Raw genomic sequence first — 16,215 nt, 5'->3', positions numbered from 1 at the left:
CCTAGTTCACACACATCGGCGTGTCCCCGCCGGCGTGGATCGGGCCGTCAGGGCCGCCGGTATCGTCGATGGAGCCCTCTTCGCCCACTACGTCGGAGTTCTCCTCGGGCTGGTCCTCAGGGGCCTCCTCGTCAGTGAGTCCTGGGCCGTTGTACGTGCTGGACAGGGAAACGGACAGTTCCTTGTCTCCCAGGCCTGGATCCTCCACAATCTTCAAGCCGCCAAGCTTCTTGGCCAGGTCTATAGCAGCGGGATCCTCGGCGTTGTGGGCGCTGACGAAGGATTCGAAATCGCCGGATTCCTCCGCATTGCCTACCTCGCCGGGTGTGAAGCCAAAGGACGCGGTGATCTCGGATACGCGGCTGGCCAGGCCTTGGGTGTCGGAGCCGTTCTTGATGGCCACCGTGTACTCGCGCGCAGGGTAGTTCGGGGCATCGGCCTTCTCACCGCCGTCTTCCTCACCCAGCAGATCCTTGAAGAACGCGTGGACCTGCTTCTTGTCCACGGTGACGATGGACTCGCCATAGTCGCCGGTTCCGTCGATGGAGGTCACGGGGATGGTCTGGAAGGACACGTTGCCGCCGGACAGGTTCTGCATCTGCGTGGCCAGCCCCATCACGTCCCAGCCGGAGTCCAGAACCACGGAGCGCTGCACGGCCCCACTGAGCTCGTTGAGCTTCGACGGGTTGGTGAGCGTGCCCGTGGACAGGATCTTGGATACCAGGCTGGCCATGTACACCTGCTGGCGGGTGATGCGGTCCAGGTCGCCGCGGGGGAGGTCGTGGCGTTGGCGGACGAAGCTCAGGGCGTCGGCGCCGTCTAGGGTCTGGGTGCCCTTCTTGAAGTTCGCGCCGGACAGCGGCTCGGAGACGTCGTTGTTTAGGCACACGTCCACGCCACCCACGGCGTTGGTGAGCAGCACGAATCCCAGCAGTCCCACCTCGGCGTAGTGGTCCACCTTGATGCCGGTGAGGTCCGCGATGGAGTTGATGAGCTCCTTACGCCCGGCTTCGGAGGATTCCTGCTGGATCGTTTTCTCGTCGGTCACGCCGGCCTGGACCATCTTGTCGGCGTGGTCCTGCTTCGCGATGCCATACACGCCGTTGAGCTTCGTGTTGCCGAAATTGTCGGTCTTGACGTAGGTGTCGCGGGGCAGGGAGACGGCCGTGGCGCCGGATCCGTCGTTGGGGATGCGGATTAGGACCATGGTGTCCGTGTTGGTGACTTCCTCCTCGCCGGCGCGGAGCATGTCGATTTCTTCCTGGGACAGCGGGTTGCCCTGGGCGTCCGTGCGGGAGTCCACGCCGGTGAGCAGGATGTCCATGGCGCCGTCGGTTTGTCCGCCGAGGTCCAGGCCGCCGGCGGAGGCGAGTTTGTTGTCGAGGCCTCCCAGCACGGAGTATCCCGCGCCGGTGACACCGAGGAGGACTGCGGACAGACCCGCAAGGATCGCCTTCGCTGGTTTGGAACCGATCTGGCGTGCCCCGGCGGTGACCGCTGGGTTGATGCGCCGAGAATGGCGGCTGATGTTGTCCTCACTCATGGCCACATACTTTAGCCCTTTGTCTTTTGTGTGGTCTACTTGTTCGTGTGTGTTCGCAGAAACTCATTGTTGTTGGTGCCGCGGGGCAGGTGGGCCGCGCGGTGTGCCAGCTGGTCCCTGACGCCGTCGCTCTGACCCGCCGGGAGCTGGACCTCACCGGGGATGTGCGCTCCGCGTGTCGTTTATATTCGACGCCAGGCGCCACCCTCCTGAACCTCTCCGCCTTTACCGCGGTGGATGCCGCGGAGGACGCTGCGCGTGCCGAGGAGGTGTGGGCTGTCAATGGGCGCGCGCCGGGGGAGTTGGCGCTGGCGTGCGCGGAGACCGGCATGCGGATGATTCACGTGTCCACCGATTATGTGTTTTCGGGCGACCGTCCGGAGGGGCAGCTCAATGGGGAGGCGGATCCTGTGGGTCCGGTCAATGAGTACGGGCGCAGCAAGTTGGCGGGGGAGCGGGCGGCGCTGGCGGCGGGTGCGACGGTGGTGAGGACGTCGTGGGTGTACACCGGGCCGGGGAACACCGGCGGGGATTTTGTGAAGACCATGGTGGGGTTGGCCGGCCGTGGCGTGGATCCTCGGGTGGTGGACGACCAGTGGGGAAGGCCTACGCGCGCGCTGGATCTGGCGCGTGTGTTGGTGGACCTGGCGGAGGCTGAGGTGGGTGATAACCAGCTGCTGCATATCGCGGGCTCCGGCGAGCCGATCACCTGGTTCACGTTCGCCCGGGCGGTGTTCGAGGAGGCCGGGTTCGATCCCGCGCGGGTTTCTCCGGTGTCCACGCGGGAGTACCCCACCGCAGCCCAGCGCCCGTTGAATGCGGCGCTGGACACTTCCGCATACGAAAAGCTGTGCGAATCTGTGAAGCTCACGCGGATGCCTGCGTGGCGCGAGTCTCTCCGGGAGGCGCTGCGGTAGGGTCAGCGCCATGGCACCTATCGCAATCGTTACCGTGACCTATTCCCCGGGGCAGCACCTGTGGGACTTCATTGATTCCGTACCACAGGCCTCCCAGCAGGGTGGCCATGTGGTGATGGTGGATAACGGTTCCACGGATGGCGCGCCGGAGGCGGTGGCGGCGGAGCGCGGGGCGGAGCTGGTGTACTCCGGCGGCAACATTGGCTACGGTGCGGGGATGAATCTGGGGGCGCGGCACTTGAGGGAGTTGCGGGACGCTGGCGGCGTCGATGATGAGTTTTTTGTGATCTCTAACCCGGATGTGGTGTTTGACGCGGGCGCGATTGATGAGCTGATCGCGGCGGCGCGGCGCCATCCGCGCGCGGCTGCGGTGGGTCCGCTGATCCGGGAGGCGGATGGGAGTGCGTACCCGTCGGCGCGTGCGGTCCCGGGGCTGGCCAGCGGCGTGGGGCATGCCGTGCTGGGGAAGATCTGGCCCGCCAATCCGTGGACGAAACGCTACCTGGACGACGAGAGGATGGACCAGGAGCGACCTGCTGGGTGGCTGTCTGGTTCCTGCCTGCTGATGCGCTGGGAGGCGTTCGACGCCATCGGTGGTTTTGACGAACGCTATTTCATGTACATGGAGGACGTGGATTTGGGGGACCGTCTGGGGCGCGCGGGCTGGTTGAACATCTTCACGCCGGCGGCGCAGATTCGGCATGCGCAGGGGCATGCGGCCAGTAAGCACCCGGAGATCACGCTGAAGGCGCACCACGACAGTGCCTATCGTTTCCAGGCGGATCGGCTTCCGGGATGGAAGAACGCGCCGCTTCGGGTAGCGCTGAAGGCCGGTTTAAAGGTCAGGGAATTTATAGCGATTAAGGCCGCCCACGGCGTGGGGTAGCACACTACGGCAGGGAAAGCTCTAGGCTGCAAAGGCGTAACAAGAAAGGGTGAAGACTGGAATGAACGCCGCAAATCTGGCCGCTGAGACTGATGCTGTGATTTTGGTGGGAGGCAAGGGGACCCGCTTGCGCCCGCTGACGAACTCCACTCCGAAGCCGATGTTGCCGGTGGCGGGCGCGCCGTTTTTGGAGCATTTGCTGGCCCGCATCAAGCAGGCCGGGATGACTCACGTGGTGCTGGGCACGTCCTTCAAGGCCGAGGTGTTCGAGGAATACTTTGGCGATGGTTCCCAGCTGGGCCTGGAGATCGAGTACGTGGTGGAGGAAGAGCCGCTGGGCACCGGCGGCGGAATCCGTAACGTGCTGGATCACCTGCGTTTCGACCGGGCGATGGTGTTCAACGGGGATGTGCTGGGTGGCACGGACCTGAACTCGGTGCTGCAGACGCACGTGGAGCAGCAGGCTGATGTGACGCTGCACTTGCTGCGCGTGCGCGACCCCCGGGCCTTCGGCTGTGTTCCAACGGATGCTGAGGGGCGGGTGTCCGCGTTCCTGGAGAAGACGGAGGATCCACCGACGGATCAGATCAACGCTGGTTCCTATGTGTTCCAGAAGTCGGTGATTGAGTCCATCCCGGCGGGCCGGCCGGTGTCTGTGGAGCGCGACGTGTTTCCGGACCTGTTGGATCGGGGCGCGCGGGTGTATGGCCACGTGGACCAGTCCTACTGGCGTGACATGGGAACGCCTGCGGACTTCGTGCGCGGTTCCTCGGATTTGGTGCGTGGTATTGCGCCGTCTCCTCTGCTGGACGGGCGTCACGGCGAGGCGCTGATCGACGATTCGGCGGCCGTGTATGGCGGCGCGCTGATCCTGGGCGGCTCCGTGGTGGGCAGGGGAGCGGAGATTGGTGCCGGCACGCGTATTGATACGTCCGTGGTGATGGACGGCGTGGAGATCGAGGCGGGAGCCACGGTGGAGCGCTGCGTGATTGGCGCCGGGGCACGGATTGGCGCGCGGGCCCACGTGGTGGACTGCGTGATCGGTGAGGGTGCCGTGATTGGTGCGCGCTGTGAGCTGGTCGACGGTGCGCGCGTGTGGCCTGGCGTGGTGCTGCCGGACGGCGGTTTGCGCTTCAGCCCAGATATGTAGGGGACCAAAATAGGGGTATTTAAAAATTTTTTAGAATTTTCCTACATCTTGTGGGATCCGCCTCAATTGTGAGGCGGATCTACTATATGTAGTGGTCGCCCTGAAAACTTTCCCCTTATGTGGTGGTCGCTGTAGAGGCTGCAGTCAATCATTCCTGTGACCCGCGGTGTTGATGTTGCTGATGTGGCTGATGTGGCTAAAGTGATTTGGCCGTCGCTTGACGGGATGTAATTACCTTTGTGTAATCTTGTGCTTACACCTCACCGCCCACCGCGAGTACAAAGATAGGAGCGCACTGTGGACAAGTCCCTGGAGACCACCTTTAGTGGCCCTATTTCCGAGGGTTCGGCGGCGATCGAGCGCCCACGGAACCTGTTCGAGATGACGGAGAACTTCGATCTCCTCTTTGACGCTGTAGAACAGGACTGGCAAGAACAAGCCCTGTGCGCCCAGACGGACCCAGAGGCGTTCTTCCCAGAAAAGGGTGGCTCCACGCGCGAAGCTAAGCGCATCTGCCAGGCCTGCGGCGTGCGTGATGAATGCCTGGAATACGCACTCGCGAACGACGAGCGTTTTGGAATCTGGGGCGGACTCTCCGAGCGCGAACGCCGCCGCCTCAAGAAGAAGATGGCTTAATTACTAGTCATCCCACGTGAACCGGGGATCAATGGCCTCCGGCACCGTATTTAAATACACCGCCACCAGGCGCACAATGATGTGACGCAACATCTGCTCCAGTTCCTGAGGTGAGCTGGTCCGAAGTTCCACTGGGCGTCGGAAAACAATAATACGAGGACGCGTGGGACGGCCCTGGCGGTCAACCCCCGCAGGCACCAAACGGCCCAGCGGCACAGCCCCATCAGCCACAACATCCTCAGGCCACGTGGACGCCCCATGGCTCAAGCGCATCCGCGGCACAATATCCACCGCAACATCCAGCGCCCCCAGCTCCGAGCGGAAGTGTTCGAGGTAGGGCTCGTAGGCGTCGATCACGGCATTATCGAAACGCTGCGAGCGCGTTTTATACCGAGGAAGATCCGGTAACAGCACGCCACGTAACCCCCGTCCTCGGGGATCATTGCGGGAACGCGAGATGTGTTGTGCCATGCCTAGGATGATAAGCCCGCTGTGACCCCAAGGCGCTACAATGACACCCGTGACTTTGATACGACAATGCTCCAGGCCCGGCTGCTGCACACCGGCTATTGCAACCCTGGAGTTCAACTACGCCTCCCAGATGGCGATCATCGGCCCACTGATCGCCGTGCCTAACCCACACCGCTGGGACCTCTGCGAGGAGCACGCGCGCCGCACCACGGCGCCGCATGGGTGGCAGCTCAGTATCACCAACCCCTACCTCCTCGGTGAAGCCGCCGACATCGACGATGATGAACTGAGCGCCATGGCCGAGGCCGTCCGTCACGCCCACGAACACGAAGCCGCCGATAGTATTAGGCTTAAAGAGCTGGAAGAAGAACACCGCGCGTCCCGCGTCCAACGACGGGACGACCATCCCGTGCCCACGGGACTCCACCCGGCACGACGAAATCTGCCGCGACCAACCCCACGTCGCCATCTGCGCGCAGTGCGTAACGACTAGTCAGCAGGAAGGCAATCGCAATGACTACCTACAAGCAGCAAGACCTGGACGCCATGATTAAGGCCTACGATGTGCGCGGCGTGGTGGGCGAGGGCCCCGGCCAGATCGGCACGGAGTTCACCCGAGCCGTCGGCGCGTCCTTCGGCCGCCTCATGCGCGAAGAAGGAGCGGACACGGTAGTTATCGGCCACGACATGCGCGATAGCTCTCCGGGGCTGTCCGCCGCGTTCGCTGAAGGTGTGAACTCCCAGGGCGTGGACACCATCACGCTGGGTCTCACCTCGACCGACGAGCTGTACTACGCCTCCGGCGTGAAGAACTGCCCAGGCGCGATGTTCACCGCCTCCCATAACCCCGCGAAGTACAACGGCATCAAGCTGTGCCGCGCCGGCGCCCGGCCCGTCGGTCAGGATTCCGGCCTGAACACCATCAAGGCCGACCTTCAGGATGGCATTGAGGATTACCAGGGCGAGCCTGGACACAATTCCGAGGAGGACGTCCTGCAAGGCTACGCGGACTACCTCACGGACCTGGTTCCGCTGGACATCCGCCCGCTGAAGGTCGCCGTGGATGCGGGCAACGGCATGGGTGGTCTGACGGTTCCCGCTGTGTTTGAGGGACAGCCCCTGGACCTGCATAGCCTCTACTTCGAGCTGGATGGAAACTTCCCCAACCACGAGGCCAACCCGCTGGATCCGAATAACCTGGTGGACCTGCAGAAGTACACCGTGGAGGTCGGCGCGGACCTGGGCATCGCCTTCGACGGCGACGCCGACCGATGCTTCATCGTAGACGAGAAGGGCGAGGCAGTCTCCCCATCCACCGTCTGCGCCATCATCGCCGAGCGCTACCTGAAGAATAACCCCGGCGCCACGATCATCCACAACCTCATCACCTCGAAGTCCGTGCCGGAGCTGGTCACGAAGATGGGTGGCCAGCCCGTCCGCACCCGCGTGGGCCACTCCTTCATCAAGGCCACCATGGCCGAGACCAACGCCATCTTCGGCGGTGAGCACTCCGCCCACTACTACTTCTCCGACTTCTTCAACGCGGACTCCGGCATGATCGCCGCCCTGCACCTGCTGGCCACCCTCGGCGGCCAGGACAAGCCGCTGAGCGAGCTGAAGAAGGCTTACGAGCTCTACCAGGCTTCCGGCGAAATCAACTCCGAGGTCAGCGACCAAGCAGGCCGCACCGAGGCCGTGGTGGAGGCCTTCGCAGACCGCACTGAGTCCGTGGACCGCCTGGACGGCGTGACCATTGAGCTCAAGGACGGCTCCTGGATGAACGTCCGCGCCTCCAACACGGAACCGCTGCTGCGCCTGAACATCGAAGCCCCCACCCAGGCCGAGGTGGACGCCCTGGTGGACGAAGCGCTCGCAATTATTCGCGCCTAGGCCCGGACCCGCGTAGTTTGGAACAAATGAACTGTCCACTTGAAGGAGTCATCCGCACGTACGCCTGGGGCTCGCACACGGCTCTGGCGGAACTGACGGGTCGCCCTGCACCCACGGAGCAGCCCGAGGCGGAACTGTGGCTGGGCGCCCACCCCGCGGCACCGTCGCGCGTGGGGGACACCGACCTCCAGCAGCTCATCGCCGCCGACCCCCAGGGACAGCTAGGGCCGGGCCGCGAGCAGCTGCCGTTCCTGCTGAAACTGCTTGCCGCCGAGCGTGCCCTGTCGATCCAGGTGCACCCCACCAAGGCGCAGGCCCAGGAGGGCTTCGCGCGCGAGAACCAGCAGGGTATCCCCCTGGACGCCTACGAGCGCAACTATAAGGACGATAACCACAAGCCGGAACTCCTCGTCGCGCTCACCCCCTTCGAGGCGCTCGCCGGCTTCCGGCCCGTGGACCGCACTCGGGAGCTGATCCAGGCGCTGGAGTGCCCAGAGCTGGATTCTTGTGTAGAGATGCTGGGGGAGGGCGAGCCGGCGTCGAATATTCGGGCGGTGCTCACCACCTGGATGACCATGCCCACAGACCAGCTTGACCCGCTGCTGGACGGGCTCGTGGCGGCGCTGGAGCGCGTCGATCGCGCGACGACCACGCCCTGGATCGCGGAGGTTGTGGGCGTGCTGCGTGTCCTCGCCGAGCAATACCCCGGCGACCGCGGCCTGCTGTGCGCCCTGCTGCTGAATTACGTGGTGCTGCAGCCCGGCGAGGCGCTGTTCCTGGACGCCGGGCAGCTGCATGCGTACGTGCAGGGCACGGGCGTGGAGATCATGGCGAACTCCGATAACGTGCTGCGAGGCGGCCTGACCAGCAAACATATTGACGTGGAGGAGCTGCTGCGGATTGTCCGTTGCGATCCGGTGGATGATCCCCGAATCCTTCCGACGCCCAGCGGGCTCTACCCCACCCCTGCTGACGAGTTTCAACTGCGCCATGTGAACGGCGAGCCGGTGCAGGTTTCAGGGCCGGCGATTGTCCTTGCGGCGGCGGAGTCTGTGTGTGTGGATGGCGAGGAGCTCGCGAGCGGCCAGGCACTGTGGGTTCCCGCGCGCAGCGCGGCTGAGTGCGGGCCGGGGGCGTTCGTGGCCCAGGTGCCTTAAGGCTGGAGGCTACTCCTCCGCGGAGTCATCCTCCGCGGTGCTGCGCTGAGAGCTCTGGTTGCCTGAAGGGTCACGCGGTGCAGGCTGGAAAAGGGGGAGGTCTGACGGGAACTGGAAATCATCCTTGAGATGGTGCATGCCATCCTTTTGCTGCTTCGGGATGCCGTTGAGGTAGTCTCCCAGCCAGTCGGGGACCTTGCCTCCAGCAGGAGTCTCCTTCTCTGCAGGCTCTTGCGCCTGCTGGGACGTCTGGGACGGCTCCATGGTCTGCTGCTCCGGCTCCTTGCCAGCCTCAGCTAGCCAGCGGGAGGTGGGCTGGACATTCGTGAGGCCGTAGTAGTTCGTGTCATTGTTGGAGGACGTCAGCGCATGCGGCGGCATGTACGGGTCATTGGTCGCAGTTGCCTGCGGAGGGACGACGTGCTGTGCCTGCTCGGGAGTGCTGTCCGCTTCGGTGGTGGGGGAGTGCGAGGTGCTGGACGGAGTGCTGGATCGGGTGCTGCTCTCCTGTGCAGTGCTGTGAGTCTGTGTGGTGACAGTCTGATTCGAGCGGTTCTCCACGGAATCGGCGGAGCGGATGGTCCACATGGACACGATCACAGCCAGGGCAATGCCCACGATGGCGAAGCCCGCGATGAAGCGACCGCCGACGTAGGTGTGGCGATCGTTGCGGCTCTGAGAAGTGTCAGTGTCCATGCGTGAAAAACTCCAGACGTAACGTCAAAGATGTTCGTCGACAGTGCTCGGGGCTAGGCCGTTGGCGAAGGGTGACTCCTAGGTCACAGTTGCAGTCAAATATAGCATGGTCACGAAACGGTTACTACTGTTGACACTATGAGCACATGGGACCACATCATTTTCGAAGACGAAGCCGTGCAGGAGTTCTTTGAGGACTTGGACGAGCTGGACTACACAGACCTCAGCATGGCCCTCAAGGACGCCATCGTGGACGCCACGAAAAACGCCGAACCAGGCCAACAGGATTACACCGTGGGGCTGGGGGCTTCCTCCCTGGTGGCGATCTGGAGCGGGGCGCCCTACGCCGTGGCGGACATCGCCGACCGCTTCCCCTTCGTGCGCGGCCACATCGGCCACGCCTCCCAGGAACTCGTGGACGCCGCCCTGGAGCTGCTCGATGGTGAACTGGAGCGCCTGGGCGACGACGCCCCGGAAGGGCTGGAGACCTACGTCGAGGCACTGAGCTAACACGCTCAACACAGTGAGTGTGTGGGCTCACTGTTACACTGGCAGTCGGTTTTAGTATCCCTTACATATCCCTTCGACATCAGGAGCTTCCGTCCCCCATGGCACACCTCACCCCCGACCGCATCGGCGATCTGGAATTCAAAGTTCGTGACCTCTCTCTCGCGGAATCTGGGCGCCACCAGATTCGCCTCGCAGAATACGAGATGCCGGGGTTGATGGAGCTGCGTCGGGAATACGCAGACGAGCAGCCGCTGAAGGGGGCGCGCATCGCCGGCTCCATCCACATGACGGTGCAGACCGCTGTGCTCATTGAAACCCTGACCGCGCTGGGCGCAGAGGTGCGCTGGGCGTCCTGCAACATCTTCTCCACCCAGGACGAGGCCGCCGCCGCGATCGTGGTGGGCCAGGGATCCCCAGAAGCCCCCGCGGGCGTACCCGTCTTCGCCTGGAAGGGCGAAAGCCTGGACGAATACTGGTGGTGCCTGCGCCAGATCTTCACCTGGGAGGACGGCCAGGATGCCAACATGATCCTGGACGACGGCGGCGACGCCACCATGGCCGTCATCAAGGGATCCGAGTTCGAGGCCGCCGGTCTTGTGCCAGAGCCGACGCCTGAGGACTCCGATGAATACACCGCCTTTCTCGGCATGCTCTCCACGGCCTACCAGGAGGACAAGGACCTCTGGACCCGCGCCAGCACCTCCGTGAAGGGCGTGACCGAAGAGACCACCACCGGCGTGCACCGCCTGTACCACTTCGCCGACCAGGGCGTGCTCCCATTTCCTGCCATCAACGTGAACGACGCCGTGACGAAGTCCAAGTTCGACAACCGCTACGGAACTCGCCACTCCCTGGTCGACGGCATCAACCGCGCCACCGACATGCTCATCGGCGGCAAGACCGTGCTGCTGTGCGGATACGGCGATGTGGGCAAGGGCTGTGCCGAAGCGCTGGCAGGTCAGGGCGCGATCATCAAGGTCACCGAAGTGGATCCCATCAATGCCCTGCAGGCCCTCATGGACGGCTTTGAGGTTGTGACCGTGGAGGATGCCATCAGCTCCGCGGACATCGTCATCACCGCAACCGGAAACCTGGGTATCATCACTTTCGAGCACATGCAGCAGATGAAGAACCACGCTGTGCTGGGCAACATCGGCCACTTCGACAACGAAATCGACATGGCCAGCCTGCTGCACCGCGAGGACGTGTCCCGGGTCAACATCAAGCCGCAGGTGGATGAGTTCACCTTCCCCGGCGCCGACGGCGAACCACTGTCCATCGTGGTCCTGTCCGAAGGCCGCCTGCTGAACCTGGGCAACGCCACGGGCCACCCCTCCTTCGTGATGTCCAACTCCTTCGCCGATCAGACGATCGCGCAGATCGAGTTGTTCACCAAGTCCGAGAACTACAACAACGAGGTCTACCGCCTGCCGAAGATCCTGGACGAGAAGGTCGCCCGCATCCACGTGGAGGCCCTGGGAGGCACCCTCACGAAGCTCAGCAAGGAACAGGCCGAATACATCGGTGTGGACGTGGAAGGCCCCTTCAAGCCGGAGCACTACCGCTACTAGTCCTATGATTATTTCCTTTGAAGGCGTAGATGGCGCAGGCAAAAACACGCTCGTCACGGCAGTAGAAGCGGAGCTCATCCGCCGCGAACTGCCCGTGGCGCGCCTGGCCTTTCCCCGCTACGAACACTCCGTCCACGCTCACCTGGCGCAGCAGGGGCTGTACCAGAAGATGGGTGACCTCACGGACTCCATCTACGGCATGGCCACCCTCTTCGCGCTGGATCGCTATGAGGTTGCAGACGAGCTCAGTGATCTGGATGCGGATGGGTATGTGATTCTGTTGGACCGGTATGCGGCGTCGAATGCAGCATATTCGGCGGCGAGAATCACCCAGCGGGAGGGGACACGGCCCGGCGATATGGCCTCCCACAGCATCGTGGAGTGGGTGGACAACCTCGAGTTCGCCACCCTGGGCGTGCCCGTGCCCGATCTGCAGATCCTGGTGGACGTCAGCGCCCAGCTGGCGCACAGCCGGGTGGCATCTCGGGAAGCTGACGACGGAGACCGCGTGCAGGACGCCTACGAGGCCGATCGCGACCTCCAGGAACGCACCGTGCAGGCCTACCGAGACCTCGCCGCAGCCAACTGGCGCAGCCCGTGGACGGTAGTGGACTTTTCCGGGGCCGACGTGACAAGCTGTGCTGAAGACATCGCAGACTCCATCCAAACACTTGTGCAAGAGGACAACTAAGCCATGGCAGCAACAATCCTAGTAGTGGACGATGACCCAGCAATCGCTGAAATGCTGACCATCGTTTTGCAAGGCGAGGGCTTCAACACGATCGTCGTGGGGGACGGCAACGACGCCGTGGAGGCGGCGCGCAACCACCAACCCGACCTGGTGCTGCTGGACGTCATGCTGCCCGGCATGAACGGCATCGACGCGTGCAAGGCAATCCGTGAGGACTCCACCGTCCCCATCGTGATGCTCACCGCCCGCACGGACACGGTGGACGTGGTGCTGGGCCTGGAGTCCGGTGCGGACGACTACATCCACAAGCCCTTCAAGCCCAAGGAGCTGGTCGCCCGCGTGCGCGCCCGCCTGCGTCGCACCCCCGAGGAGCGCCCCGAGTCCCTGGAGATCGCCGACCTATCCATCGACGTTCCAGGGCACCAGGTGCTCCGAGACGGCGAAGAAATCTCACTGACCCCTATCGAGTTCGAGCTGCTGGTGACCCTGGCCTCCAAGCCACGGCAGGTGTTCTCCCGCGAGCAGCTGCTGGAATTGGTGTGGGGCTACCGCAAGGCCAGCGATACCCGCCTGGTGAACGTGCACATCCAGCGCCTGCGTTCCAAGATTGAGGTGGACCCCGACGATCCGTGCATCATCCAAACCGTTCGCGGTATCGGATATAAGACCGGGGAGTAGTTCCTCAGTCATGTCCAGCCCCAACGACGTGACACCGGCCCCATCGCAGGAGGGCTCGTGGTGGGACCACACCAAGTTTTTCTTCAGCAATCCACCCGGAGCAACGCGCTCGGGGTGGAAAACCTTGCGCTATCGGTGGCGCACCTCTGTCCAGGTGCGCGTGGTGTGGAGCGTGTTCATCGCGTCCTTCGTAGTGATCTCCATCTTGGGCATCGTGCTGACGAGCTTTCTGGGCCAACAGCTGTTGAACGCCGAGCACGACTCCGCGGTCGAGGAAATGGATCGCGCCCGCGTGAAGGTGCAGGAGCAGATCGCGGCCACGAACCCCACGAACCCGGTGGCCATCAGGCTGACCAGCGCCCGGGCTGTGTTGGTGGATCGCAACCCGGCCGCGGAAAAGCGCACCACGGCGGTGTTCGAGCCGGTGTTGATCTCCTCGGACGTGAACAACGAAGAGACCGTGGTTCCCGATACGGCGACGATCCCGGAGGAGCTGCGGGACTTCGTGCGCCAGGGCCAGGTGGCCACACAGCATGTGACCATGCCCGTGGGAGGTAATCCTCGGGCGAAGGCTCTGATTATTGGGTCACCGGTGGCGTCGGATATCGCCAATGTGGAGCTGTACCTGATCTTCCCCCTGGATGCGGAGGAGTCCACGTTGAGCCTCATGCGCGGCCTGCTGATGTCCGGCGGGATCGTGCTCATCGTGCTGCTGGTGGTCATTGTGTGGATGTTCTCCCAACAGGTCACGGTGCCCATCCGCCGGGCCGCGCTTGTGGCCGAGCGTTTCGCGGACGGGAACCTGCGGGAGCGCATGGTGGTCAACGGCCAAGACGAGGTGGCCCGCCTGGGCTCCAGCTTTAACCAAATGGCGGAGAAGCTCTCCACACAGATTAGGGAGCTGAGGGAGTTCGGCTCGGTGCAGCAGCGGTTTACGTCGGACGTGTCCCATGAGCTGCGCACCCCGCTGACGACGGTGCGCATGGCCGCGGATCTGATTCAGGACAATGCGGACAACTTGGACCCGATGACCGCCCGGGCGTCCGCGTTGATGAGCAAGGAGCTCGACCGCTTTGAATCCCTGCTGGGGGACCTGCTGGAGATTTCGAGGCACGACGCCGGCGTGGCGAACCTATCCAACGAGCTGGTGGATGTGCGCGGCATCATCCGCTCGGCGCATCAGCAAGTGCACGCCATCGCAGAGGAGACGGGCGCGGAGGTGCGCCTGAACCTTCCCGACTCGGCCGTGATGATGGAGGTGGATTCCCGACGCGTTGAGCGCATCGTGCGTAATCTGATGGCCAATGCCGTGGACCATTCCGAGTCCCGGCCCGTAGACGTCACCCTGGCCGTGGGGGAGTCCTCCATGGCGCTGACCGTGGTGGATCACGGTGTGGGGCTGAAGCCTGGCGAGGAGAACTTGGTGTTCAATCGTTTCTGGCGGTCGGATCCGTCCCGTGAGCGACGGACCGGCGGTACCGGCTTGGGGCTGGCGATTGCGAAGGAGGATGCCGAGCTGCATGGTGGTCGCCTGGAAGCGATCGGCGAGCCTGGAGTGGGCGCGTGTTTCCGCCTGACCTTGCCGCGCAACAGTGGGGATGTTGTGGTGTCCTCGCCGTTGCCGTTGGCTGTGGATCGGACTCTAGACAACGGAGGTAGCGATGACGAGCAGTAAAACCGTGCGGTGCGTCACTGCCGCCGTGGCGGCGTCCAGCCTGTGGATGGCGGTGGGCTGCACATCCATTCCGGAGTCCACGAAGCCGGAGGCCATCAGCTCCTACGCGCCCACGCCCGATGTGGAGAACGTGCCCGTGCCCGTCGACGATCGCCCGTCTGACCTGCTGTTGCGCGACTTCATGAGCGCCAGCGCCCACCCCACGGGGCACCACAAGGCCGCCAGGGCGTTCCTGACCCCTTCTGCTGCCGACGCCTGGCGTGACGCGATCCCCATCATGATCTTGGAACGCACCGATATCACGTCCGTGGGTGCCTCGGATGGTGGCTCGATCACGTACCGGGTGCGAGGCAACATGGTGGGGCAACTAGGCGTTAATGGTGCGTTTCGGCCGGAGCTGTCCGATTTCGAGGCCGAATACCGGATGACGAAGGTGGATGGACAGTGGCGGATTTCGGACCTGCCCGATGTGGTGGTGATGGAGCGCAGTGATTTCGTGACGCACTACACCCAGCGGAAGCTGTACTTCATGGAGCAGGCGGGTAACGCTCTCGTGTCCGATCCGCGCTGGGTGTACAACGGGGTGGCCTCCGTGCCCAATACGCTGATGTTCCTGTTGACGTTGGGACCGTCGACTGAGTTGTCCCGTGGGGTGCGCTCGCTCATTCCGAGCGGCGTGACCGCGCGCGTGACGGAGGAGGAGCATCGCGGGTACTCCGTGGATCTTCTGGGCATGAGTGACTTGAATGCCGAGAGCTGGGAGATGCTGGCGGCACAGGTGGTGTGGACCCTGGCCAGCTCGGATCTGCGCGGTCCGTACAAGATCCTGGTCGAGGGGACCAACCCCGTGAGCCAACGCGAGGATGGCTGGCAGGTTCAGCATGTGTCCCAGTTTGATCCGAACATTGAGGTGGCGGAACCGCTGCGCATGGTGGCTCATGGTGCCGTGTACCGCCAGGAAAATGGTGCCTCCACGGCGGAGGGCGGCTGGCTGTCCGACCACTGGGTGGACTCCCTGGCGGTGAGCGGGCAGCGGTCGATGTTCGCCGCCGTGACCGGGGAGGGCGACGCCCAGCGTTCCCTCATGCTCGGCGAGGCCAATGGGGTTCCGCAGACGCTGCTGAAGGCCGATTCCATCACGCGTCCGTCGTGGACCCCGCTGACAGGGGACTTGTACGCCGTGTCCGACGGGGATACGATCCACCACTTCACTCAGGATTCGGCGTCAGGCGCGATGCAGCATCACAAGATTGACGCGTCGAGCTTGGAGGATCTGCACATGGAGGATCCCAAGATCAGCGTGTTCCGGGTGTCCCGCTCGGGCGCGCGGGCGTTGATGGTGATTAACGGGCGTGTGTTTGTCTCAGTGCTGGAGACGGGGGACAGCAACCGCAATACTGTGCTGGGCAAGCCGCTGGAGATTGGCTATCAGCTGGGCGATACCGCCGTAAGCGCGGACTGGCGAGCCGACGGCAGCATCATCGTGGGCACCCGCGCCAACGACGCGCCACTGTGGCAACTCAGCGTGGACGGCTCGGAGTACGTGCAGTTGCCGAGCCGTAACCTGAACGCCCCGGTGGTGGCCGTGGCAGCGGAGGGCAATACGCTCTACGCCACGGATTCGCGCGCGTTGATGCAATACAATTCCGTCTACGAGGACCAACGCTTCTGGCGCGAGGTCCCGTCGGTGCAGGGCTTGCGCTCGGTGCCGGTGCTGCCGTACTAACAGACAAAGCAGAAACGG

General features: G+C 63.7%; 16 protein-coding genes. 13 read left to right on the top strand and 3 right to left on the bottom strand.

Features of this window, described 5'->3' with window-relative positions; all coding sequences use genetic code 11:
• Window position 1 precedes the first annotated feature (1 nt).
• Window positions 2-1,543, bottom strand: a complete 1,542-nt coding sequence (locus tag IAU67_RS07455) for an LCP family protein (protein ID WP_151842051.1) — start codon at window positions 1,541-1,543, stop codon at window positions 2-4.
• A 47-nt stretch (window positions 1,544-1,590) separates the two neighbouring features.
• Between IAU67_RS07455 and rfbD the strand changes: the two genes are divergently transcribed.
• The 4 genes from rfbD to IAU67_RS07435 all read left to right on the top strand — a co-directional run bounded on the left by rfbD (window position 1,591) and on the right by IAU67_RS07435 (window position 5,132).
• Entirely contained in the window at window positions 1,591-2,460 is an 870-nt protein-coding gene (gene rfbD, locus IAU67_RS07450; RefSeq protein WP_151842050.1) for a dTDP-4-dehydrorhamnose reductase, read from the top strand.
• Between the two features lie 10 nt (window positions 2,461-2,470).
• Window positions 2,471-3,346 carry a glycosyltransferase family 2 protein gene (locus IAU67_RS07445; protein ID WP_151842049.1) on the top strand — a complete coding sequence of 292 codons (876 nt, stop codon included), beginning with the start codon at window positions 2,471-2,473 and terminating at the stop codon, window positions 3,344-3,346.
• A gap of 61 nt (window positions 3,347-3,407) precedes the next feature.
• Window positions 3,408-4,496, top strand: coding sequence for a mannose-1-phosphate guanylyltransferase (gene manB, locus IAU67_RS07440; RefSeq protein ID WP_151842048.1), 1,089 nt, complete (start codon window positions 3,408-3,410; stop codon window positions 4,494-4,496).
• A gap of 297 nt (window positions 4,497-4,793) precedes the next feature.
• Window positions 4,794-5,132, top strand: coding sequence for a WhiB family transcriptional regulator (locus tag IAU67_RS07435; RefSeq protein ID WP_151842047.1), 339 nt, complete (start codon window positions 4,794-4,796; stop codon window positions 5,130-5,132).
• A 3-nt stretch (window positions 5,133-5,135) separates the two neighbouring features.
• Here IAU67_RS07435 and IAU67_RS07430 read toward each other — a convergent pair whose 3' ends face one another.
• A complete protein-coding gene (locus IAU67_RS07430; protein WP_151842046.1) occupies window positions 5,136-5,603 on the bottom strand; it encodes a metallopeptidase family protein in 468 nt (155 codons plus the stop codon).
• A 40-nt stretch (window positions 5,604-5,643) separates the two neighbouring features.
• Between IAU67_RS07430 and IAU67_RS07425 the strand changes: the two genes are divergently transcribed.
• The 3 genes from IAU67_RS07425 to manA are packed head-to-tail and all read left to right on the top strand — an operon-like array spanning window position 5,644 to window position 8,650.
• Window positions 5,644-6,096 carry a DUF3499 domain-containing protein gene (locus IAU67_RS07425; RefSeq protein WP_151842045.1) on the top strand — a complete coding sequence of 151 codons (453 nt, stop codon included), beginning with the start codon at window positions 5,644-5,646 and terminating at the stop codon, window positions 6,094-6,096.
• Window positions 6,097-6,116: 20 nt separating this feature from the next.
• The gene (locus IAU67_RS07420) at window positions 6,117-7,493 is read left to right on the top strand and encodes a phosphomannomutase/phosphoglucomutase (protein ID WP_151842044.1); all 1,377 of its coding nucleotides are present in this window, start codon (window positions 6,117-6,119) and stop codon (window positions 7,491-7,493) included.
• A gap of 26 nt (window positions 7,494-7,519) precedes the next feature.
• Window positions 7,520-8,650 (top strand): mannose-6-phosphate isomerase, class I, encoded by a 1,131-nt coding sequence (gene manA / locus IAU67_RS07415; protein ID WP_151842043.1) that lies wholly within the window; start codon window positions 7,520-7,522, stop codon window positions 8,648-8,650.
• A 9-nt stretch (window positions 8,651-8,659) separates the two neighbouring features.
• Here manA and IAU67_RS07410 read toward each other — a convergent pair whose 3' ends face one another.
• Complete coding sequence (locus IAU67_RS07410; RefSeq protein ID WP_151842042.1) at window positions 8,660-9,346, bottom strand: hypothetical protein; 687 nt, start codon at window positions 9,344-9,346, stop codon at window positions 8,660-8,662.
• A 138-nt stretch (window positions 9,347-9,484) separates the two neighbouring features.
• On the opposite strand from IAU67_RS07410, the gene IAU67_RS07405 reads away from it, so the two are divergent.
• From IAU67_RS07405 to IAU67_RS07380, 6 genes are all read left to right on the top strand, one after another.
• Window positions 9,485-9,856, top strand: a complete 372-nt coding sequence (locus IAU67_RS07405) for a DUF4259 domain-containing protein (protein WP_151842041.1) — start codon at window positions 9,485-9,487, stop codon at window positions 9,854-9,856.
• A 98-nt stretch (window positions 9,857-9,954) separates the two neighbouring features.
• Entirely contained in the window at window positions 9,955-11,427 is a 1,473-nt protein-coding gene (gene ahcY / locus IAU67_RS07400; protein WP_151842040.1) for an adenosylhomocysteinase, read from the top strand.
• 4 nt (window positions 11,428-11,431) lie between these two features.
• On the top strand, window positions 11,432-12,118 hold the full coding sequence (locus IAU67_RS07395; RefSeq protein ID WP_151842039.1) for a dTMP kinase: 687 nt from the start codon (window positions 11,432-11,434) through the stop codon (window positions 12,116-12,118).
• Between the two features lie 3 nt (window positions 12,119-12,121).
• A complete protein-coding gene (gene mtrA, locus IAU67_RS07390) occupies window positions 12,122-12,796 on the top strand; it encodes an MtrAB system response regulator MtrA (RefSeq protein WP_151842038.1) in 675 nt (224 codons plus the stop codon).
• A gap of 10 nt (window positions 12,797-12,806) precedes the next feature.
• Complete coding sequence (mtrB, locus tag IAU67_RS07385) at window positions 12,807-14,471, top strand: MtrAB system histidine kinase MtrB (protein WP_151842037.1); 1,665 nt, start codon at window positions 12,807-12,809, stop codon at window positions 14,469-14,471.
• The gene (locus IAU67_RS07380; RefSeq protein WP_151842036.1) at window positions 14,458-16,197 is read left to right on the top strand and encodes an LpqB family beta-propeller domain-containing protein; all 1,740 of its coding nucleotides are present in this window, start codon (window positions 14,458-14,460) and stop codon (window positions 16,195-16,197) included. The genes mtrB and IAU67_RS07380 overlap by 14 nt, the downstream gene beginning before the upstream one ends.
• The last annotated feature ends 18 nt before the right edge of the window (window positions 16,198-16,215 follow it).

The sequence above is a fragment of the Corynebacterium zhongnanshanii genome, assembly GCF_014490575.1.
GTDB lineage: Bacteria > Actinomycetota > Actinomycetes > Mycobacteriales > Mycobacteriaceae > Corynebacterium > Corynebacterium zhongnanshanii.
This window is presented reverse-complemented; position numbering and strand designations above follow the sequence as displayed.